This is a genomic window from Mesorhizobium sp. P3_A10, from assembly GCF_056403175.1.
Genome location: NZ_JBFUFZ010000003.1, coordinates 572,065 through 592,356, shown reverse-complemented (window position 1 = coordinate 592,356; position 20,292 = coordinate 572,065). Strand labels below are relative to the sequence as shown.

Sequence of the window (20,292 nt, the reverse complement as noted above, 5' to 3'; positions counted from 1 at the left end):
CTAGAACAGGCGTTCGCGGACGTAGACGGTGTCGCCGGGCAGCAGCGGGTCGGAGGTGACCACGCGCCCGGTCATCACCTTGCCGTTGATGTCGCGGGTGATGTCGACGCTCTCCTGATTGGCGCGCGGCGAGAAGCCGCCGGCAATGGCGATTGCCTTCTGCACGGTCAGGCCCGGCACGTAGGAATACTGACCCGCGGCACTCACTTCGCCCATGACGAAGATCGGCCGGTAGCGGTCGATCTCGACCGACACATCGGGGTCGCGCAGATAGCCCTGGCGCAATTTGTCGGCGATCTCTTTCTCCAGTTGCACGGCCGTGTGGCCACGTGCAGGCACGGCGCCGACCAGCGGGAAGGAGAGGTAGCCGGACTGGTCGACGCTATAGGTGTTGGTCAAGCCCTCCTGCTCGAACACGGTGACGCGGATACGGTCGCCGGCGCCGAGGCGATAAGGCTGTTCGAGCACTTCGTGGAACGCCGCCGGCGTCGGCCTGTAGCTGGAGCAGCCGGCAAGCATCGACACGGCAAGCAGAGCGCGAAAGAGGGAAGCAGTGCTTTTCATGACCGGACACGAACCTTCATCACTCTGGCCGCCAGGACATCGCGGCAAACCTTAAGGGATCCGGGTTCGTTATCATCCCGTTAGGGTTAATGGCCGGTAAAGGGGTGCGGCCGACGGGGCGGCAATCGATAGAAACCGCCTCGTTTTCCAGTCTTTGTTTGCCGCCTACGAGCCAAACCCCAATAGCTGCTTACAGCGTTCTTAACGGCTGAGTTACCATAGTTGTTTACGGTGCAATCTAGACTCAGTACCGGAGCAGGAATGCATGTCCGTTCAGTCCGCGGCCGCAGATGTCGATGTCGATCTCAGGCAGCTCTTCGCAAGTCTTGCGAGGAACTGGCTGCGCATCTTTGTCGTTGCGCTGGTGGTGACAGGGCTGGCGTTCGCCTTTGCATGGCTTGCCACGCCGCATTACAAGGCGACGACGCAGCTTAAGATCCAGCCGAGCGAATCGACCTATACGCGGCCTGCCGGCACCAATGAAGACGACAAACCTGTGCTCGACCCGGAAGGCGTGGCAACCGAGGTTCAGGTCATTTCCTCGTCCGACATTCTCAATAAGGTGGCTGAGGATCTGAATCTGGGCGATCGGCCCGAGTTCAACGATGCGCTCGACATGTCGCCTGTGAGCCAGCTTCTGGTCATTGCCGGGCTGAAGAGTGATCCGGCAGAAATTCCGCTCAAAGAGCGCGTGCTGAAGAAGATGCGCGACAAGCTCAATGTTTATGGCGTGGAAAAGACGCGTGCCATCGCCGTTGAATTTTCCTCCGAAGATCGCAAGCTTGCCGCCGACATTCCGAACGCCATCGCAGCCGCCTACATCGCCTACCAGGCGAAGGTGAAGACCGCTTCGAATTCCGCCGCCACCGCTTTCCTGGGGCCGCAAATCGATGAGCTGCAGAGACAGGTGAGGGATGCCGAGGCCAAGGTCGCGGCCTTCCGGGGCCAGTCGGACCTCTTGATGGGGGGCAACAATTCGGTGCTGGCGACACAGCAATTGTCCGAACTGTCGAGTGAATTGATGCGCGTGCGCGCCAACCGCGCCTCGGCCGAGGCGACTGCAGAAAGGGTACGCCAGGCCTTGCAGAACGGCAGTTCGCTGGACGCCGTGCCAGAGGTGCTGTCTTCCGAGTTGATCCAGCGGCTGCGTGAGCGCCAGATCGAGCTGAGGACCAACATTGCCGATCTGTCCACCACTCTGCTCGACAACCATCCGCGCATCCGGGCGCTGAAGTCGCAACTTGCCGATCTCGACGGCCAGATCCGCAACGAGACGCAAAAAGTGATGCGCGGATTGCTGGCCCGGGCGCAGACAGCCCAAGCCAGCGAAAGCCAGCTGATATCGGACGTCAATGTGCTGAAGGCCGCATCGATCCGCGCCGGCGAGGAACAGGTCCAGCTGGATGCCCTGCAGCGCGAAGCGAACGCCCGGCGCCAGCAGCTCGAATCCTATATGGCCAGCTTCCGCGAAGTGTCCTCGCGCAAGAACTATCTGCCCGTCGATGCCAGTGTGTTTTCCCCAGCGCAAATCCCGTCCGAACCCTACTTTCCGAAGGTCGTCCCGATCGTCGGCGCGGCCTTTGTCGGTTCGCTGCTGCTGATGGCGATCGTGACGCTGCTCCAGGAATTGTTCTCGGGTCGCGCCATGCGCCCGGCCCCAGGCGCCCCTTTTGAGAACATCGAGCAGGTTGCGATGCCGGCTGCCCGCCGGGAGCCGGCGATTGTCGAGATGGCGGAACAGGACGAGCAACCGGTTTTGGCTGAAACCGCTGCGGAGCCGGCAGCGGCTGTCGCGGCGGAAACGACCGCCGGGAAGGCCGAACCTGTGCGCTCGAGCCTCGGCGAGGTCGACGTCGAGAAGGCAGCCGAAAAGCTGATCGCCAGCGGCGCGGCCCGCGCCATATTCGTGTCGCCCGAGGGCGACGAAGCGGCTGCCTCGGCGGTGCTGGTGGCGCGCGAAGTCTCCGATGCCGGGCTGCGCGTGCTGCTGCTCGATCTCACCGCATCGGGTGCTGCCTCGCGGCCGATGCTCGACAGCGGGCTCTTCCCGGGCATCACCAATCTGCTCGCCTCCGAGGCGCAGTTCAGCGACGTCATCCATCCCGATCTCTATTCGGACTGCCACGTCATTCCCATCGGCACCGCCGACCCGGTTCGCGCCATGCGCGCCGCCGACCGGCTGCCGATCATCATGCAGTCGCTGACCACCGCCTACGATCTGGTCATCGTCGAATGCGGCCCCACCGACGCACAAGGCATTAGCCGCCTGGTGGGCGAGGGCACCGAGGTCTTCCTCTCCATGCTGGAGCCCGCTGACGAGGTGGCGCAGGCCGCGGTCAAGCTGATCGAGAACGGTTATCCCGAACTCACGCTGGTGACGCCGATTGGCCACGAGACGCCGGGGACCCGGGTGCCGGGCGGCGGCGGTCGTCGGCCTGAGGCCGACATGCTGAGGCAGATGGCAATCGGCTAGTTGTCGTCTTCGCTGGCAACAGGCGCAGCCTGTCCGGCCGCCTTGCGGCGCAGCATCTTGGTCAGCCTCCAGATCGTCGGGCTGTTCTTGATGAAGGTTTTCAACCGCGCGCCCTGCTGCAGGACCAGCGCCAGCGCACGGCCTTTCAAGGTCAGGGGGACCAGCACCTCGAAATGCTGGGTCTCGATATCGCACCACAGCCGCTTGTAGGGTTCGTCGCCGACCGAGAAATCATAGGCGCCGAAGCCTGTCTCGCAGGCCTCCTGGATGTTGTCGAAGAACAGGAAGTCGCCGGGGCTGGTGTGACCGAGATCGTCCTCGGCGATCGCCCCGAATTCGCAGATCAGCCGTTTGCCCGAACGGCTCGATCCGGTGACCGCGCGCAGCTTGTCTGCGACTTCGAGCCCATGCAGGACGAAGGCTGGGTCCTTCTCTTGAAGCGCTTCCACGAACAGCGCCCGGAAGAAAGAACGCACTGGCGGATCGCCAAAGACATTGGCGATACCCATCTTGCGGAAGCGGAATTCCTTCATCTCGAAGAAGGCGTCGAGCAGCCGGTTCACCTCGTTCGCCGTGCCGGCCTCGACGCGGCGGTAGCCGCCGACGGCTTCGAACTTGCGCGTCTGCGAACGGTGCTTCTTGCGCTTGCGCTTGCCGCTCGCGCGCGACAGCAAGGCATCGAAACCGCCTGCAAGGTCGACGGCGAGCGACAGATTCGGGCTCGGAAAATGCGGGAAGCTGGCAAGCGGATTGGTAACGCCGTCGAGGTTCGGCAACAGCCGTTCCAGCGCGATCAGGTCGATATCGGGCCGGCTCTTGCCGATTGCCGCCAGCATCGAGCGGATAGCCGAACCGTCCGGCTTGGCCAGCCAGCGCGGATCGGCGGCGGCGAAATTGCCATTGGCGTGGCGGCCGGCCATGAAGCGGGCGACACGAAACGGGCCTGCGCGGGTAACCTCCAGCGCCAGCGCAAAAACCGGCCTGCCTTCGATGCTCAGTATTGCCACGACAGCGTCCGGGCCGGTCTGTGCTGTCCAATTCCGGATCCACGACGCGCTCTGCGCCGGGGCGAACAAGGCCGAACGGTTGAATTCGCTATAGGCCGCAAGGGCTGCGCCGTCGGCGACCGAGACCGACAGGCCGGCCTGGTCGACCGGCACCGCGCGCGGCGAGGCCTCTGCTGCCGCAAGCCGATTGCCGTCAAATGACGCGGTGGCGTCAACCATACCTCAATCCTTAGGGCGTATTCATCGCGATTTGGGGGTTCGCATAGGCGCGTTCCGTGCTTGGATGAGCCTAGGCGTAAAAGGTGAATGAATGATCGACGGAGGCGAGGCAATCCGGAAACTGGCGCTCAATGTCGCCCGCTATACCGGCCTTGCACCGCTGGCCAAGCCATTCGTCGGCGGCATCGGCGCCATCCTCATGCTGCACCGGGTGACCGCGACTCCGGAGAAGCCGAACGGCGTCAACCGGCATCTCAACATCGCGCCCGACTTCCTCGACGCCGTGATCGCCGACATGAAGGCGAGAGGCTACGCGTTCGTCACGCTTGACGAGGCGATCGAGCGCATCAAGGCTGGCGGCAAAGGCGGCCAGTTTGCCACCATCACCGCCGACGACGCCTATCGCGACAACATGACCGAGGCGCTGCCGGTGCTGGAAAAGCATGGCGCGCCGATCACCATCTATGTCGCTCCGGGGCTGATCAACGGCGCCGCCGACCTGTGGTGGGACGTGGTCGAGGACATCGTCAACGCGCGCGATYGCTTGACGCTGCCGACGCCGGCCGGCCCGGTGATCATCGACTGCTCGACCGCGGGCAAGAAGCTCCAGGCCAATGCTAGCCTGCACAACTATCTGACGCTGGAGATCCGCGAGGAGGACCAGCGCGCGGTGTTGCGCGATCTTGCGGGCGCCAACGGCATAGAACTCGACGGGCTGCGCTCAAGCACGCTGATGAACTGGGATGATATCCGCACCATGGCGGCGCATCCGCTGGTGACGATCGGCGCGCATACGGTCAACCACCGCAATCTGAAGCGGCTTTCCGAAGCCGATGCCCGCCATGAGATCGGCGACGTCAGGCGTATTTTGCAGGCGGAACTGGGCGAGGAGCCGCGCCATCTCGCCTATCCCTATGGCTATGCCAGCGCCGTCGGCTGCCGCGAAGTGGGTTTTGCCCGCGATGCCGGCTATGCCTCGGCGGTGACGACCCGGCACGGCGTGCTGCGCGCCGAGCATTCAGGCTTCCTGCAGGCGTTGCCGCGTATTTCGGTCAATGGCCGCTATCAGCGCGTCGCCCATATCCGCACCATGCTGTCGGGTGTAACGACGCCGCTGGCCAACGCCGGCAAAATGGTGGTGACCGTCTAAGCCGCTTCAGCCTTTCGGCCGCGGCTCCAGGATCAGCCATTTGATGATGCCCATTGCCGGCAGTATCCAGAGCAGGCCGCTCAGCAGGAAGAACAGGAAATGCGCCAGCGGTCCCGACTGCGACAGCTGCGCCACCGCCACGATCGACGCGACCAACGCGTAGATGATGACCAGCGCCACCAGCAGAAACGTTCCGATCAGCTTTTTCAGGCGAATGGGCATTGTCCGGCCTCTTGCAAGCGCTTCGAATAAGCCCTGGGACGGTGACACGCAACCCGAGACAGGCGGCGCGACGGCGTGCCGCGCCGTCCGGTCTTGTCAGCCGGGTTGCGATGGTTCACCAATCCGCGACTTCAAACCGTTGGAACAAGCCCATGGCTGCCATACCAGATGCCGCGCCTTACGTGGCCCGTGACCGCGACTTGCACAACCGGGCGCAGGTGCGCGGCTGGCTCTATGTCGTGCTTTTGGTGCTGGTCGCGCTGGTGCTGGTGGGCGGCGCCACCAGGCTCACCGAATCCGGCCTCTCGATCACGGAGTGGCAGCCGATCCACGGCGTCATCCCACCGCTCAACGACGCCGAGTGGCAGGAGGAATTCCAGCGCTATCAGCAGATCCCGCAATATGCCGAGCTCAACAAGGGCATGAGCATCGAGGCGTTCAAGACGATCTTCTGGTGGGAATGGGCACACCGCATCCTGGCGCGCAGCGTCGGCCTGGTCTTTGCCTTGCCGCTGCTGTTCTTCTGGGCGACGCGCCGTATCGAGCGCGGCCTTGGCCCGAAATTGCTAGGCATTCTCTCGCTCGGCGGCCTGCAGGGCGCCATCGGCTGGTGGATGGTGGCGTCCGGGCTGGTCGACCGTGTCTCCGTCAGCCAGTACCGGCTGGCGACGCATTTGACGCTTGCGGCATTGATCTTCACCGCAACCATGGTGGTCGCGCGAGGTCTCGCCCCGCATTCCGAGCCCGCCGCCGACCGGTCGACGCAGCGCCTGGCCGGCTTCCTGGTTCTGCTGGCGCTGATCCAGATCTATCTCGGCGGTCTCGTCGCCGGCCTCGATGCCGGCCTGAGCTACAACACCTGGCCGTTGATGGACGGCAAGGTCATCCCCGCAGATCTGCTGCTGCTCGAACCGGCATGGCGCAACTTTTTCGAGAATCCGAAGACCGTGCAGTTCGTCCACCGGCTCGGCGCCTACACGCTTTTCGCCGTGGCGCTCTGGCACATGATCGCGACGCGCTGGCGTTTGCCTGGGTCGACCCATGCCCGTCGCGCCACCGTGCTGTTCCTGCTGGTGCTGGTGCAAGCCTCGATCGGCATCGGCACGTTGCTGATGCATGTGCCTCTGCACATGGCGCTGACGCATCAGGGCTTTGCGCTGGTCGTGCTCGGCTTTGCCGCCGCACACTGGCGCGGCACCAAGGGCGCCTATCCCTTGCCCAGCCAGATTGCCGTCAGAGGCTGACGCCGGCCATTCGGGCTGGCTGGCGCGCCGGCCGCTTTAGAAGCTGCGCCGCACCTTTCGGATCGCTTCGGCAACCGAGAGCTCGCGGTTCTCGTCGGTCGCGTTGCCGTCCTCATGATGCCAGGCGGCCGACAGGCAGCCATAGCCGATGGCATGGTCGAGTATGGCAGCCGGCGTCTGGCCGAGCGTCACGGCAAAGACGTCCGCCATATGCGCAATCCGCTTCGGGTCCAGGCAGAGATCGTCGCGCTCGAGCGGGTTGTAGAGCATGTTCGCCGCGTCGAAGCCTGGGTCGCCGAGGACGCCTTTGGGGTCTATCGCCAACCAACCGCGCGCACCATGCAGGATGTTGTCGTGATGCAGGTCGCCATGCAGCGGCTTGAGCGAATGCGGAGCATCGAGCAGCCGGTCTGCTATTCCAGCGGCCTCGACATAGAGGGTCGGCGCCCCGGCGTCGCGATCAGTCTTGGCCTTTCTAAACAGGCTGGCAAACCGCGTCCGCAGCGGTTGCAGGTCCGGCGGGGCAGGGTGTTTTGATGGTGAGAACAGCCGCGCCATCACCTCGGCCGCGATTGCTGTGGCGGCGTTGTCGCCTTCTTTGTCGAGCACCTGGGCGAGCAGCGTGTCGCCGGCATATTCCAGCAGCATGCGGTGGCCATCGCGGCCGAGCAATCGGACCGCGCCTACACCGCGCCGCCAGGCGAGAAAATGCTCGCTGCGCAACTCGTCCTCGACATCGTCGAAGGGCTTTAGCGCCTTGACGATCGCCGGCGAGCCGTCTTCGCGCAGCACTTTCCAGATGCGGCTGGAAAAGGTTTCGGTAATGAGTTCGGGCGCGCTGACCTGCCAGCGTTTTGGAAATGCCGGCGCGTTTATCAAAGGCCGAGCATCAGGTCCATATTCTGCACGGCCGCACCCGAGGCGCCCTTGCCGAGATTGTCGTAGACGGCAATCAGCAGCGCCTGCGCCCTCTCGTCATTGGCGAAGACATGGACCTTCATGCGGTTGGTGCCGTTGTAGATCTCGGGATTGATCTCGGCTAGGCGCTCCATATGCGCGTAGGGCGCGACCTCGACGACGCCGCCTTTGATAGCCGCGAAATGGTCGGCGATCGCTGCATGCAGCTCGGCGCCGGTCGGCACATGATCGAGGCCGCCGAGTTGCAGCGGCACCACCGTGATCATGCCTTGCGCGAAATTGCCGACCGCGGGCTGCATGATCGGATCATGCGAGAGTTTCGCATAGGTCCTCAGCTCCGGCACATGCTTGTGCTGCAGGGTCAGCCCGTAGGGCAGGAACTCCGAGGCGTCCTCGCCCTTGGCGACATACTCTTCGATCATCGGCCGGCCGCCGCCCGAATAGCCCGAAATGCCGTTGACGGTGATTGGGAAATCCGGCGGCAAGAGTCCGGCCGCCACCAGCGGGCGCAGCGTTGCGATCGGCCCTTGCGGCCAACAGCCGGGATTGGCGACACGCTTCGCGGTGGCGATCTTCTTCGCCTGGTCCTTGTCCATTTCGGCAAAGCCGTATGCCCAGCCTTCGGCGACGCGATACGCCGTCGAGGCGTCGATCACCTTGGTGGTGTCGTTGGTGATCAGCGAAACACTCTCTTTGGAGGCTGCGTCCGGAAGGCACAGGATTGCGACATCGGCGGCATTGAGAAACTCGGCGCGCGCCGCGGTTTCCTTGCGGCGCTCGGTCGGGATCGAGATGATCTCGAGGTCGCCGCGCTCGGCAAGCAGCGCCCTGATCTGCAGACCGGTGGTGCCGTGCTCGCCGTCGATGAAGATTTTCGGTTTCATTGCCTGTCCAAATTCCCTGCTACTTCAAAACTATATGCCGCTTGCCTGATTTACTGCAGCATGATTGCCGTTGCCCATCTCTCCGAGCCGGGCCTTTCGCTCGGCCAGCAGGCCGAGATACTGCATGGCCACCATCGAACCGGCGATCGCCGTTATATCGGCATGGTCATAGGCCGGTGCAACCTCGACGACGTCGGCACCGACAATGTCGACCTGACCGAGCTGGCGCAATGTCGACAGGATCTTCGCCGACGACGGTCCGCCGGCGACCGGCGTGCCGGTGCCCGGCGCGAAGGCCGGGTCAAGGCAGTCGATGTCGAAGGTGAGATAGGTCTTCTTGCCGCCGGTGCGATCGACAATGGCATAGGCGATGTCGGACGCCCGCATCTCCTCGATTTCATGGCCATAGAGGATCTTGATGCCGAACGTATCGGGCGCGTGCGTGCGGATGCCGATCTGGATCGAACGGTCGGGGTCGATAATGCCTTCGTTGACGGCGCGGCCGACGAACGAACCATGGTCGATGCGCTTGCCGTCGTCCGGCCAGGTGTCCTGGTGGGCGTCGAACTGCACCAGCGCCAGCGGCCCGTGGATGGCGGCATGCGCCTTGAGCAGCGGCCAGGTGACGAAATGGTCGCCGCCGAGCGTCAGCAAGAAAGCGCCGGATTTCAGGATTTTTGCCGCCTCGCGCTCGATGGTCCCTGGCGTCTTCTGGTGATTGCCTGAGTCGAGCAGGCAGTCGCCGTAGTCGACCACCGCAAGCTGTTCGAACAGATCGCGCGAAAACGGATATTGCGGGTCGTTGTCGAGGATGGCGGATGCGCGGCGGATCGCCTGCGGCCCGAAACGCGCGCCCGGTCGGTTGGTGACGGCGGCGTCGAAGGGAATGCCCCACACCACGGCGTCCGCGCCCTTCACGTCCTTCGTGTATTTGCGCCGCATGAACGACAGCGCGCCGGCATAGGTCGGCTCGAAGGCAGCGCCCGTTTTGGAACGGGCGGTGAAGGCGTGGTCGATGTTCTGGTTGGCCATGAAGCGATCTCCTATGCGTCGACGCGGATCTTATTGGACATAATTTTCAGAAATGCGACCCCTTCTACAGCCCATGGCCGCCCGAGCCGGTCACAAATTCTTGCGTGCCAGGCGAACTGCAGTGCTGGCACGCAAATTGCGGTAACAAGCGTGAAGACAGCCGAAAGCAAGCATCCGTCCCGTCGTGGGACGGAATCGGCGGGGAACGGAACAGCTATGGGCGCGCCAGCGTTGCGGACTTCCGCCCGATCACCGGATGTGGCGCGAGCTGCACCAATCCGGTTCGAAGCGCTGGACAGCTGGCGCGGCCTCGCCGCAATCATGGTTGTGCTGTTCCACGCCCAGATCGTCAGCAACATTCGCCTGATCGGCATCGTCCGCTCGGGCGAGGCCTTCGTCGACCTGTTCTTCGTGCTGTCTGGCTTCGTCATCGCCCATGCCTATCTCGACAGGCTTTCCACCCCTCGGGACATGGGCCGGTTTTTTCTCTTGCGGCTGGGCAGGCTTTATCCGCTGCACATGTTCATGCTCGCGCTCTTCCTGCTGTTCGAGATCGGTAAAAGCTTCCTGCCGGGACTGGTCAACGCGTCCGATCCCTCGTTCTCCGGCACCAACGACCTCTCCTATCTCGCCAGCAACGCGCTGCTGCTTCAGGCTTTCTGGCCCGCGGATTCGCTGAGCTGGAACACGCCGTCATGGAGCATTTCGGCCGAATATCTGGCCTATGTCCTGTTTGCGGTCGCGGTCCTGACACAGCGCAAGCGAGTCGTTTTGTGGCTTGTCCTCGCCATGATCGCTGCACCACTCTTGCTTTGGCAGGCCTCGGCGCAAGGCATGGCCTCGGCATCGGGAACCGGCTTCCTGCGCGCCATCTACGGCTTTTCCATCGGCGCGCTTTTGTACGTGCTCTCCTTCCGCCAGATGCTGTTGCAGCATGCCGCGTCTTCAGGCAGCCGGACCGGCTCCTTGCGCTGGACCGCGATCGAGCTGGCGGTGACGGTATTGGCGGTTGTGGTCGCCTGGAAGACGCATGCGACCCCGCTGAGCTACGGCTTGCCCTTTGTTTTCGCCCTGCTCGTTTGGGTTTTCGCCCGGGAGAGGGGGATGGTCAGTCGCCTGCTGCGCCTGCGCCCCTTCCTTTTGGTCGGCACGCTGTCTTATTCGATCTACATGATCCACCTGTTCATCCAGTTGCGGCTGCTGAACGTGGCCCGGCTGGTGGATATCGTTGCCGGAATGTCCTTCATCCGCCAGGTCGGCCACACCGACCGTTATGGCGACGGCATCGATCTCGGCAGCCTGTTTGCCGGCGATCTGCTGGTTGTCGCCATGGTGGCGGTTACCATCGCGGCCAGCTACATCACCTATCGGCTGATCGAGCAGCCCGGCCAGCGCCTCTTCCGTCATCTCGCCGATCGTCTGTTTGGGCCGGTCGGCCATCAGGTCGACAAACGGCCCCTCCAGCCAGCATTGACCTGACCTTCCCCCGCTTTTCGAAGCCGGCTTCGTTCACCCGCCTGTCACGGGCATCGCCTATCCCCGGTTCGATCCGGCAAGGAGCGATTCTCGATGCGGACCATTTGGCTAAGCCTTTTGCTTTCAACCGCGCTGGCGGTCTCCGTCGGCCAGGCCTTGGCGGGCGAAACCCGCGCAAGGCAAATCCTCGACCGCTTCGAGCACGCCAACCAGTGGCGCGACCATGTGTTGGTGGCCGCGCATCGCGCTGGCGGCATGCAGGCAGGCAAGACGCTCTATCCGGAAAATTCGATCGCCGCTGTCGAGGCATCGATCACCATGGGCGCCGAAATCGTCGAGGTCGACATAAGGCGCTCGAAGGACGGCCAGCTCGTCGTCATGCATGACAGCTGGCTCGACCGCACGACGACCTGCAAGGGCGAGGTGGTCCAGCATACGCTGGCCGAGCTCAAAACATGCCGGCTGGTGATTGAAGGCACCGGCGTTGCCACCAATGAGACGGTTTCGACGCTGCGCGACATGCTGATGGCGACCAGGGACAGAATCCTCATCAACCTCGACAACAAGCTCGCTGTCGGCGACCTCTCGGACATGATCACGGTTGCCCGCGACCTCGGCATGGCCGAACAGGTGATCGTCAAGGAGAACCTGTGGAACCAAGAGAGGATCGCCACGGTCAAAGCGGCCATGGATGCGATCGGCGGCGGCTTCCAGTTCATGCCTATCATCGCCGACGATGCCGTTCACGACGCCGCTTTTGCCGAGACCGTCAGCCACGCCTTCCAGTTACACGCCATCGAGCTGATCAACTGGCGCGCCGGCGCGGAAACACTGACCGAGACCGGTGGGCCGCTGTTCAGCCCGCATATGCGGGCGGAGGCTGCGCGGGGCGATTGGCACATCTGGGCCGACACCTACGCCATCGTCAACAAGCCGGGCGGCTTCCTGGCCGGCGGCCGCGGCGACGAACTGGCGGTGCTGGCCAGCCTACCGCGCGAAACCTGGGGCTTCTGGGTCGAGCGCGGCGCCACCATCATCCAGACCGACGAGCCGAAAGCGGCGATCGGCTGGTTGGCGGAGAATGGGTTTCGGGTGCCTTATGCCAGCGAAGTGGAGCCGGCACACACGGCGAGTATCAACTAGAGCGGGTGCTGACGCTGCCAATCTCCCCCACGAGGGGGAGATTGGCTGGTCTCACGCAGCCATCGCCACGCCATCCAGCTCATTGAGCACGTCCGCCGACAGCTCCAGCTCTGCCGCCGCCAGGTTCTCCCGCAAATGCTCGACCGACGAGGTGCCGGGAATCAAAAGGATGTTGGGTGCGCGGCGCAGCAGCCAGGCCAGCGCCACCTGCAACGGCGTGGCGCCGAGGCGCGCGGCGACGCCCGACAAGGTCGACGATTGCAGCGGGCTGAAGCCACCCAGCGGGAAGAACGGCGTGTAGGCGATCCCGTCGCGCCCCAACTGGTCGATCAACGCGTCATCCTGCCTGTGCGCCAGATTGTAGTGGTTCTGCACGCAGACGATCTCGGCGATGCGGCGACCCTCCTCGACCTGCGCGGGGGTGACGTTGCTCAGGCCGATATGGCGCACGAGGCCCTTGCGCTGCAGTTCGGCAAGCGCGGTCAGCTGTGCTTCGATAGAGCCCTCGGTCGGGTCCATCCCGAACATGATGCGCAGGTTGACGACGTCCAGCACCTCAAGTCCGAGATTTCTGAGATTGTCGTGCACGGCCCGCTCAAGGTCCTTGGCCGAATGGGCCGGCAGCCAGGAGGCGTCGCTGCCGCGCCGTGCGCCGATCTTGGTGACGATGACGAGGTCCTTGGGATAGGGTGCCAGCGCTTCGCGGATCAGCAGGTTGGTGACATGCGGACCATAATAGTCTGAGGTGTCGATGTGGTTGACCCCGGACGCCACCGCCTCGCGCAACACGGCAATGGCTGCGTCATGGTCCTTCGGCGGACCGAAAACGTGGGGGCCCGCAAGTTGCATGGCGCCATAGCCGAGCCGCTTCACGGTGTGGCTGCCGAGGGTGAATGTGCCGGATTTTTGGACAGTGGACATGGTCGATCTCCTTTGAGGAGGCGAAGATAGACGCTGCTCAACCTCGGGATAATCAGGTACAATCCACACAGCCTGTGCGGAATCGCGAACAATGATAGACCTTGGTGATCTGAACGCCTTCGTGGCGGTGGCGCGCGCCGGCGGCTTTCGCGATGGCGCCCGAGCCAGTGGCGCCAGCGCCTCCGGCTTGAGTGAGGCGGTACGTCGCCTCGAGGCGAAGCTCGGTGTCAGGCTGTTCAACCGCACGACGCGCAGCGTTGTCCCGACCGAGGCGGGCCTCAGCCTGCTGGGGCGGCTCGGCCCGGCGCTGACGGAGGTGGAGGCGGCCCTCGACGTGGTCAACGGCTTTCGCGACCGGCCGGCTGGCTCGTTGCGTCTCAACGTGCCGGTCAGCGCCGCGCGGCTGATATTGCCCGACATCATTCCGGGCTTCCTCGCCGCTTATCCCGGTATCCGGCTCGAGGTGATCGCCGATGAGAACTTCGTCGACGTTCTGGCGGCCGGCTGCGATGCCGGCATCCGCTACGACGAGCGCCTGGAACAGGACATGATCGCGGTGCCGATCGGACCGCGCGTGCAGCATTTCGCCACTGCCGCCAGCCCTGCCTATCTGGATCTCCATGGGCGGCCCGAGCATCCGAGCGACCTGCTTGGCCATGCTTGCCTGCGCGGCCGCTTTGCCAGCGGTGCAATGCTGCCGTGGGAGTTTGAGCGCGACGGCGAAGTGGTGCGGGTCGACACGACGGGGCCGTTGATCGTGCGGATCGGCGGCGCGAGCGATCTTGCCGTCCATGCGGCGATCGCCGGCAGCGGCATCATCGCTCTTTTCGAGGGTTGGCTTCGCCCTCACTTCGACAGCGGCGCCCTGGAGCCGGTGCTCGAACCCTGGTGGCAGAGCTTTCCCGGACCGTTCCTCTATTATCCCGGCCGGCGTCTGGTGCCGGCGCCGCTGCGCGCCTTCATCGATTACATCAAGGCCGGCAAGTCCTGATCTGCTTGCCAGACATGACCTACGTTGGCGCGCCATCACCCCACCCGGCGCTGCGCGCCGACCTCCCCATCGAGGGGAGGTAGGGCGCCGCGCCCTTCAATCGGGCGATGGCTTTTGCTGGACCACTGTCGATTATCCGGGCGGCAAAACTGCCGCGACCTCCTACCACCCCTCGATGGGGAGGTCGCGCCGAAGGCGCGGGTGGGGTGACTGCCGAGACCTAAAAGAAAAGGCCGCCCGAAGGCGGCCTTTTCGATATCCAAAACCGCGAGGCGCTTAGCGCTTCGAGAACTGGAACGAGCGGCGGGCCTTCGCCTTGCCGTACTTCTTGCGCTCGACGACGCGGCTGTCGCGGGTCAGGAAGCCGCCCTTCTTGAGCACGGCGCGCAGCGTCGGCTCGTAATAGGTCAGCGCCTTGGAGATGCCGTGACGCACGGCGCCCGCCTGGCCGGAGAGGCCGCCGCCGACAACGGTGGCGACGATGTCGTACTGGCCGGCGCGGTTGGAAGCGATGATCGGCTGGTTGAGGATCATCTGCAGAACCGGACGCGCGAAGTAGGTCGCGAATTCCTTGTCGTTGACAATGATCTTGCCCGAACCCGGCTTCACCCAGACGCGGGCGATGGCGTTCTTGCGCTTGCCAGTGGCATAGGCGCGGCCCGACTTGTCGAGCTTCTGGACATGGACGGGTGCTGCCGGCTGGGTGTTGGTGTTGCCGGTGGCGGCGCCCAATTCTGCGAGCGAGGAAAGCTCAGCCATCTTATGCAACCTTCTTGTTCTTGGCGTTCAGCGCGCCGACGTCGAGGGTGACGGGCTGCTGGGCGACATGCGGATGTTCCGTGCCTGCATAGACGCGGAGGTTCTTCATCTGGCGACGGCCGAGCGGGCCGCGCGGGATCATGCGTTCGACGGCCTTCTCGACGACACGCTCGGGGAAACGGCCCTCGAGCAGCTGGCGCGCGGTGCGCTCCTTGATGCCGCCGGGGTGTCCGGTGTGCCAGTAATAGACCTTGTCGGTGAATTTCTTGCCGGTGAACACCACCTTGTCGGCATTGATGACGATGACATTGTCACCATCGTCGACATGCGGGGTGAAGGTGGGCTTGTGCTTGCCGCGAAGATGATTGGCGATGACAGTGGCGAGACGACCAACGACGAGACCCTCGGCGTCGATCAACACCCACTTCTTCACCACATCCGCAGGCTTCTGCGAAAAGGTTGTCATGGATTCTGCTTTCGGTTCGGACCTTCCGGAGAAGGCGTTTCTTGTTGCTTGGATTGGCGACTACCGCCAATAACAAAACGGCGGCCTTTGCGGGCCGCTGCTTCGTGAGGGCTTATAGGCGAGGGCGGAGACCGCGTCAAGGCGCGAGAAAAGCCACGTAGCGCGTAAAACGAAGCAAAAACAATGCCTTGGGTAAAAGGTATTATTTTACCACATCAGCTAGCGCTTCGGTGGGATCGAATAGGTGCCGGTGGCGTGCGCCACCGTCTGTCCTTCCGGCCCGGCGACAATGTCGATGTCGAACACCATCAGGTTCTTGCCGAGCTTTAGGATGCGGCAATGGCCGTCGATCGGCCCGGCCTCGGCCTTGCGGACAAAGTTGATGTTGAGGTTGGTGGTCACCGAAAGCGCATCCGGCCCAGCATGCGAGAGCACGCAGACATAGCCGCCTATGTCGGCCAGCGTGAACAGGGAAGGGCCTGATACGGTGCCGCCGGGACGCAGATGCCGCCCGTCGGCATTGAGCCGCACGGTGCAGCCGCCGGGAAACACCTCCAGCGCCTGATAGAAGGCGAAGTGATCGTTGAGCTGCGGATAGACAGTTGCCATCAGCGCATTGACCTGCGCCGCATTCAGCACCGGCTTGAGATTGCTTTGGGCGGGCATGTCTGTCTCCGTTTGCGCCATGCCTGTATGAACGCAGCGCGGCATTTCTGGCAACACCTCGTCTGTCACCGCGGAGGGTGTTGGACGAAGCGGGACGGCATACTAGATTAATCCGACCCAACTTGAATCGCGGAGAAGCGACCCATGGCCGAAATCGTCGCCATCAAGCCGGCTATTGCCGAAGGTCCTGTGGTCACCAGGCTGGAAAAGGGCGTGCTGCGCCTCACGCTCGCCAATCCGCCGGCCAATGCTCTGTCGTTGGCGGTGATGGCAGCGCTGACGGCGGAGCTTGATCGCGCCAAGGCCGACAAATCCGTGCGCGTCATCATCCTGTCGGCAGCCGGAAAAGTGTTCTGCGCCGGGCATGATCTCAAGGAAATGACGGCGCGCCGCGCCGACGCGGATAAGGGCAAGGCCTTCTTCGAAACGACCTTTTCTGCTTGCGCGGCTCTGATGCAGGCGATCGTGCGCCATCCCCTGCCGGTGATCGCCGAGGTCGACGGCCTGGCCACCGCCGCCGGGCTGCAATTGGTCGCCAGCTGCGATCTGGCGATTGCCTCGCATGAGGCGACCTTCTGCACGCCGGGCGTCAACATCGGCCTGTTCTGCTCGACGCCGATGGTGGCGCTGTCACGCAACGTCTCGCGCAAGCACGCGATGGAGATGCTCTTGACCGGCGAGACGATCGATGCGGCAACGTCCAAGGAGTTCGGCCTGGTCAACCGCGTCGTGCCGCGAGAATACCTGAATCAGATCGTCACCAAATACGCGCAAACCATTGCTTCCAAATCATCTTTGGTGGTCAAGACCGGCAAGGAAGCATTCTATGCCCAGGCCGAAATGGGGCTGGCTGACGCCTATGCCTATACCGGCCGTGTGATGGTCGAGAACATGCTGGCGCGCGATGCCCAAGAAGGCATCGGTGCCTTCATCGGCAAGCGCAAGCCGGAATGGTCTGAGGAATAGCCGTGGAACCGCGCATCTCCATTATCACCGTCGCCACCGACGATCTCGACCGTGCCGTACGCTTCTACGAGGCGATGGGATTGACCCGCCATGCCGGCATCACCGATGGCGTCGCCTTCTTTCAGATGGGCGGCGCCATCCTCGGCCTGTTTCCGCGCCAGAGCGCCGAAGAGGATTCGGGGGTCACCTTCGGCAAGGGGCCGTCGGCGGTTTACCTCGCCTACAACACCCGCTCCGACGCCGAAGTCGATGAGGTGCTTGCGATGGCCGAAAAGGCCGGCGGTCGCATCGTCAAGCCGGCCGGCCGCGCCTTCTGGGGCGGCTGGTACGGCTATTTCGCCGATGCGGACGGGCATGTCTGGGAAGTGGCGCACAATCCGGCTTTTCCGATCGCGGAAGACGGATCCATTTCCCTGCCGGATTGACGCTCGCCAGTGGCCTATCGCAAGCAACTGACACGGCTGAAGGCGCCCTATCTCAAGCGCATCCTGATTGACCCCGCGCGCGTCGAGGATTGGGAAAAATATCCCTGGAACCTGCCGCTCTTCCGCGGCCGTGAATTCGAACTGGAATTCACCACGCCGATCACCATCATTGTCGGTGAAAACGGCACCGGCAAATCGACATTGCTCGAAGCGATCGGTGCGCTGGCCGGCTATGACGAGGCAGGGGGCGGCAAGGGCTACCGGCCGGTCGATCATTCCGCCGCCATCGACAAGAGCGGCGCGGCGCTTGCCAACACGCTGCGCGGTCACTGGCTGCCAAAAGTCACCGCCGGCTGGTTCTTTCGCGCCGAATCCTTTTACTCGGTCGCCCGTTACCTCGATCAGGCGGCGCTTGAAGACCCGTTCAAGCCACCGCCGCCGGATTTCCTGTCGTGGTCACATGGCGAGGGGTTTATCCGCTTCTTCGAGGAGCGCTGCCGCCGGCAAGGCATTTACATCCTCGACGAGCCCGAAAGCGCGCTTTCGCCGACGCGGCAGATCGAACTGCTGAAAATGCTGCGGCGCATGGACCGGTCGGGCACGGCGCAAGTGATCATGGCCACGCATTCGCCGCTGCTGATGGCCTGTCCCGGCGCGCGCCTGTTCCGCATCAGCCGCTTCGGGCTCGATCCGACCGATTTCAGCGATACCGATCATTTTCGCATGATGCGCGACTTCTGCGCGGACCCGCAGTCCTTTATGGAGGAAGCGCTGAGGGAGACCGACGAGTGAATCACGACGCCTACGACAACGCCTATATCGGCGGCATCCTCAATTCGGTGAAGACCGTGGCCATGGTCGGCGCGTCGCCCAATGACGTACGGCCGAGCTACTTCGTGCTGAAGTACCTTTTGGCCAAGGGATTTTCGGTGTTTCCGATCAATCCGGGCCATGCCGGCAAGGAAATCCTCGGCCGCACTGTTTATGCCAGCCTCGCCGACCTGCCGCAGCCCGTCGACATGGTCGACATCTTTCGCGGCTCGGCGGCGGTGCCCGGCATTGTCGACCAGATCCTGCGGCTCGATCCGCTGCCGAAAGTCATCTGGATGCAGCTTGGTGTGCGCCATGACGAGGCGGCCGCGCGCGCCGAAGCCGCCGGCATCAAGGTGGTGATGAACCGCTGTCCCAAAATCGAATATGGCAAGCTGTCCGGCGAGATCGGCTGGACCGGGGTCAACTCCGGCGTGCTGTCGTCGAAGAAGCCGCTAATGCGCCCGGGATTCCAGAGTTTCGGAGTGCGCCAGAAGTGACGCATGTCGCCGAAGCGCCGTAGGCGCAAAATTATTCCGGGAAGAAATGGATTTCCTCGCGCGTTGATCGTAGATCGTCCGCCGAAAGGTATTTTCTTCTTTGCTTTCGCGCCCGGGCTTCGCCAAGAATGCCCGGCGATTTTAGACGTTTTCAGAAAGGGAGGTTTTCGATGACCCGCACGCCCGGTTTCAACACGCTCGCCGTCCATGCCGGCTCCAAGCCGGATCCGGCGACCGGCGCGCGCGCCACGCCGATTTACCAGACGACCTCCTTCGTCTTCGACGATGCCGACCATGCGGCGTCGCTGTTCGGGCTAAAAGCCTTCGGCAACATCTACACCCGCATCATGAACCCGACACAGGCGGTGCTGGAAGAGCGTATCGCGGCCCTTGAAGGCGGGACGGCGGCACTGGCCGTCGCCTCGGGCCATGCCGCGCAGGTTCTGGTGTTCCACAATCTGATGCAGCCCGGTGACAATTTCGTTGCCGCGACAAGGCTTTACGGTGGCTCGATCAACCAGTTCGGCCACGCCTTCAAGAATTTCGGCTGGGAAGTGCGCTGGGCCGACACCAACGACGTCTCCACCTTCGAAAGCCAGATCGACGGCAAGACCAAGGCGATCTTCATCGAGAGCCTGGCCAATCCCGGCGGTGTCTTCGTCGACATTGAGAAGATCGGCGACATCGCCCGCAAGCACGGCCTGCCGCTGATCGTCGACAACACGCTGGCCTCGCCTTATCTGGTGCGGCCGATCGAGCATGGCGCCGACATCGTCGTCCATTCTCTGACCAAGTTCATTGGCGGCCACGGCAATTCGATCGGCGGCGCCATTGTCGACGGCGGCACCTTCGACTGGTCGAAGTCGGGCAAATATCCGATGCTGTCGGAGCCGCGCCCCGAATATGGCGGCATCGTCCTGCACGAGACCTTCGGCAATTTCGCTTTCGCCATTGCCGCTCGTGTGCTCGGCTTGCGTGACATCGGTCCGGCAATTTCGCCCTTCAATGCCTTCCTCATCCTCACCGGTCTCGAGACCTTGCCGCTGCGCATGCAGCGCCACTGCGACAATGCGGTGACCGTCGCCGGCTGGCTGTCCAATCATCCCAAGGTTGCCTGGGTGAACTATCCCGGCCTGCCCAGCGACAAGAACAACGCGCTGCAGAAGAAATACTCGCCGCTTGGCGCGGGTGCGGTGTTCACCTTCGGCCTCAAGGGCGGTTATGCGGCCGGCATCAAGTTCGTCGAGGCGCTGGAATTGTTCTCGCACCTCGCCAATGTCGGCGACACCAAGTCGCTGGTCATCCACCCGGCATCGACCACGCACCGCCAGCTTTCCGACGAGCAGAAGGTCAAGGCCGGCGCTGGGCCGGATACGGTCCGGCTTTCGGTCGGCATCGAGGATGTCAACGACATCGTCGCCGATCTGGAACAGGCCCTCGCCAAGGTTTGATCCCC

General features: G+C 63.5%; 21 protein-coding genes. 11 read left to right on the top strand and 10 right to left on the bottom strand.

Annotation, left to right across the window (positions count from 1 at the left end; all coding sequences use genetic code 11):
• Entirely contained in the window at positions 1–564 is a 564-nt protein-coding gene (locus AC1DXU_RS15900; RefSeq protein ID WP_477369971.1) for a polysaccharide biosynthesis/export family protein, read from the bottom strand.
• Positions 565–829: 265 nt separating this feature from the next.
• Here AC1DXU_RS15900 and AC1DXU_RS15895 point away from each other — a divergent pair, with 265 nt between their 5' ends.
• The gene (locus AC1DXU_RS15895) at positions 830–3,037 is read left to right on the top strand and encodes a GumC family protein (RefSeq protein ID WP_477369968.1); all 2,208 of its coding nucleotides are present in this window, start codon (positions 830–832) and stop codon (positions 3,035–3,037) included.
• Here the strand turns inward: AC1DXU_RS15895 and AC1DXU_RS15890 are convergent.
• On the bottom strand, positions 3,034–4,263 hold the full coding sequence (locus tag AC1DXU_RS15890) for a GNAT family N-acetyltransferase (RefSeq protein WP_477369965.1): 1,230 nt from the start codon (positions 4,261–4,263) through the stop codon (positions 3,034–3,036). The genes AC1DXU_RS15895 and AC1DXU_RS15890 overlap by 4 nt on opposite strands.
• Before the next feature lie 91 nt (positions 4,264–4,354).
• Between AC1DXU_RS15890 and AC1DXU_RS15885 the strand changes: the two genes are divergently transcribed.
• Complete coding sequence (locus AC1DXU_RS15885) at positions 4,355–5,413, top strand: polysaccharide deacetylase family protein (RefSeq protein WP_477369962.1); 1,059 nt, start codon at positions 4,355–4,357, stop codon at positions 5,411–5,413.
• Positions 5,414–5,419: 6 nt separating this feature from the next.
• Here AC1DXU_RS15885 and AC1DXU_RS15880 read toward each other — a convergent pair whose 3' ends face one another.
• The gene (locus tag AC1DXU_RS15880; RefSeq protein WP_477317325.1) at positions 5,420–5,635 is read right to left on the bottom strand and encodes a DUF2842 domain-containing protein; all 216 of its coding nucleotides are present in this window, start codon (positions 5,633–5,635) and stop codon (positions 5,420–5,422) included.
• A gap of 152 nt (positions 5,636–5,787) precedes the next feature.
• Here AC1DXU_RS15880 and AC1DXU_RS15875 point away from each other — a divergent pair, with 152 nt between their 5' ends.
• Complete coding sequence (locus AC1DXU_RS15875) at positions 5,788–6,879, top strand: COX15/CtaA family protein (RefSeq protein WP_477369959.1); 1,092 nt, start codon at positions 5,788–5,790, stop codon at positions 6,877–6,879.
• A 36-nt stretch (positions 6,880–6,915) separates the two neighbouring features.
• Here AC1DXU_RS15875 and AC1DXU_RS15870 read toward each other — a convergent pair whose 3' ends face one another.
• From AC1DXU_RS15870 to speB, 3 genes are read right to left on the bottom strand one after another with little or no spacing between them, the layout of a single operon-like run.
• Positions 6,916–7,758, bottom strand: coding sequence for an aminoglycoside phosphotransferase family protein (locus tag AC1DXU_RS15870; RefSeq protein WP_477369956.1), 843 nt, complete (start codon positions 7,756–7,758; stop codon positions 6,916–6,918).
• On the bottom strand, positions 7,755–8,681 hold the full coding sequence (gene argC, locus AC1DXU_RS15865; RefSeq protein ID WP_477369953.1) for an N-acetyl-gamma-glutamyl-phosphate reductase: 927 nt from the start codon (positions 8,679–8,681) through the stop codon (positions 7,755–7,757). Before argC ends, AC1DXU_RS15870 begins: the two co-directional genes overlap by 4 nt.
• Before the next feature lie 30 nt (positions 8,682–8,711).
• Positions 8,712–9,713, bottom strand: coding sequence for an agmatinase (speB, locus tag AC1DXU_RS15860; RefSeq protein ID WP_477369951.1), 1,002 nt, complete (start codon positions 9,711–9,713; stop codon positions 8,712–8,714).
• Between the two features lie 258 nt (positions 9,714–9,971).
• On the opposite strand from speB, the gene AC1DXU_RS15855 reads away from it, so the two are divergent.
• Positions 9,972–11,192, top strand: coding sequence for an acyltransferase family protein (locus AC1DXU_RS15855; protein ID WP_477369949.1), 1,221 nt, complete (start codon positions 9,972–9,974; stop codon positions 11,190–11,192).
• A 90-nt stretch (positions 11,193–11,282) separates the two neighbouring features.
• Entirely contained in the window at positions 11,283–12,332 is a 1,050-nt protein-coding gene (locus AC1DXU_RS15850) for a glycerophosphodiester phosphodiesterase family protein (protein ID WP_477369946.1), read from the top strand.
• Between the two features lie 51 nt (positions 12,333–12,383).
• Here the strand turns inward: AC1DXU_RS15850 and AC1DXU_RS15845 are convergent, their stop codons facing one another.
• Positions 12,384–13,253, bottom strand: coding sequence for an aldo/keto reductase family oxidoreductase (locus AC1DXU_RS15845; protein ID WP_477369943.1), 870 nt, complete (start codon positions 13,251–13,253; stop codon positions 12,384–12,386).
• A gap of 91 nt (positions 13,254–13,344) precedes the next feature.
• On the opposite strand from AC1DXU_RS15845, the gene AC1DXU_RS15840 reads away from it, so the two are divergent.
• Positions 13,345–14,244 carry a LysR family transcriptional regulator gene (locus tag AC1DXU_RS15840; protein WP_477369941.1) on the top strand — a complete coding sequence of 300 codons (900 nt, stop codon included), beginning with the start codon at positions 13,345–13,347 and terminating at the stop codon, positions 14,242–14,244.
• A 276-nt stretch (positions 14,245–14,520) separates the two neighbouring features.
• Here the strand turns inward: AC1DXU_RS15840 and rpsI are convergent, their stop codons facing one another.
• The 3 genes from rpsI to AC1DXU_RS15825 form a co-directional block, all read right to left on the bottom strand.
• Positions 14,521–15,003 carry a 30S ribosomal protein S9 gene (rpsI, locus tag AC1DXU_RS15835; protein ID WP_023810272.1) on the bottom strand — a complete coding sequence of 161 codons (483 nt, stop codon included), beginning with the start codon at positions 15,001–15,003 and terminating at the stop codon, positions 14,521–14,523.
• A 1-nt stretch (position 15,004) separates the two neighbouring features.
• The gene (gene rplM / locus AC1DXU_RS15830) at positions 15,005–15,469 is read right to left on the bottom strand and encodes a 50S ribosomal protein L13 (protein ID WP_477242871.1); all 465 of its coding nucleotides are present in this window, start codon (positions 15,467–15,469) and stop codon (positions 15,005–15,007) included.
• 219 nt (positions 15,470–15,688) lie between these two features.
• Positions 15,689–16,135 (bottom strand): PaaI family thioesterase, encoded by a 447-nt coding sequence (locus AC1DXU_RS15825; RefSeq protein ID WP_477369938.1) that lies wholly within the window; start codon positions 16,133–16,135, stop codon positions 15,689–15,691.
• A gap of 144 nt (positions 16,136–16,279) precedes the next feature.
• Between AC1DXU_RS15825 and AC1DXU_RS15820 the strand changes: the two genes are divergently transcribed.
• The 5 genes from AC1DXU_RS15820 to AC1DXU_RS15800 all read left to right on the top strand — a co-directional run bounded on the left by AC1DXU_RS15820 (position 16,280) and on the right by AC1DXU_RS15800 (position 20,287).
• Positions 16,280–17,101, top strand: coding sequence for an enoyl-CoA hydratase (locus AC1DXU_RS15820; protein ID WP_477369935.1), 822 nt, complete (start codon positions 16,280–16,282; stop codon positions 17,099–17,101).
• Positions 17,102–17,103: 2 nt separating this feature from the next.
• A complete protein-coding gene (locus tag AC1DXU_RS15815) occupies positions 17,104–17,526 on the top strand; it encodes a VOC family protein (protein ID WP_477369932.1) in 423 nt (140 codons plus the stop codon).
• 9 nt (positions 17,527–17,535) lie between these two features.
• Entirely contained in the window at positions 17,536–18,318 is a 783-nt protein-coding gene (locus tag AC1DXU_RS15810; protein WP_477369929.1) for an AAA family ATPase, read from the top strand.
• Entirely contained in the window at positions 18,315–18,836 is a 522-nt protein-coding gene (locus tag AC1DXU_RS15805) for a CoA-binding protein (RefSeq protein ID WP_477369926.1), read from the top strand. The genes AC1DXU_RS15810 and AC1DXU_RS15805 overlap by 4 nt, the downstream gene beginning before the upstream one ends.
• Positions 18,837–19,006: 170 nt before the next feature.
• Positions 19,007–20,287, top strand: a complete 1,281-nt coding sequence (locus tag AC1DXU_RS15800) for an O-acetylhomoserine aminocarboxypropyltransferase (protein WP_477369923.1) — start codon at positions 19,007–19,009, stop codon at positions 20,285–20,287.
• Positions 20,288–20,292 lie beyond the last annotated feature (5 nt).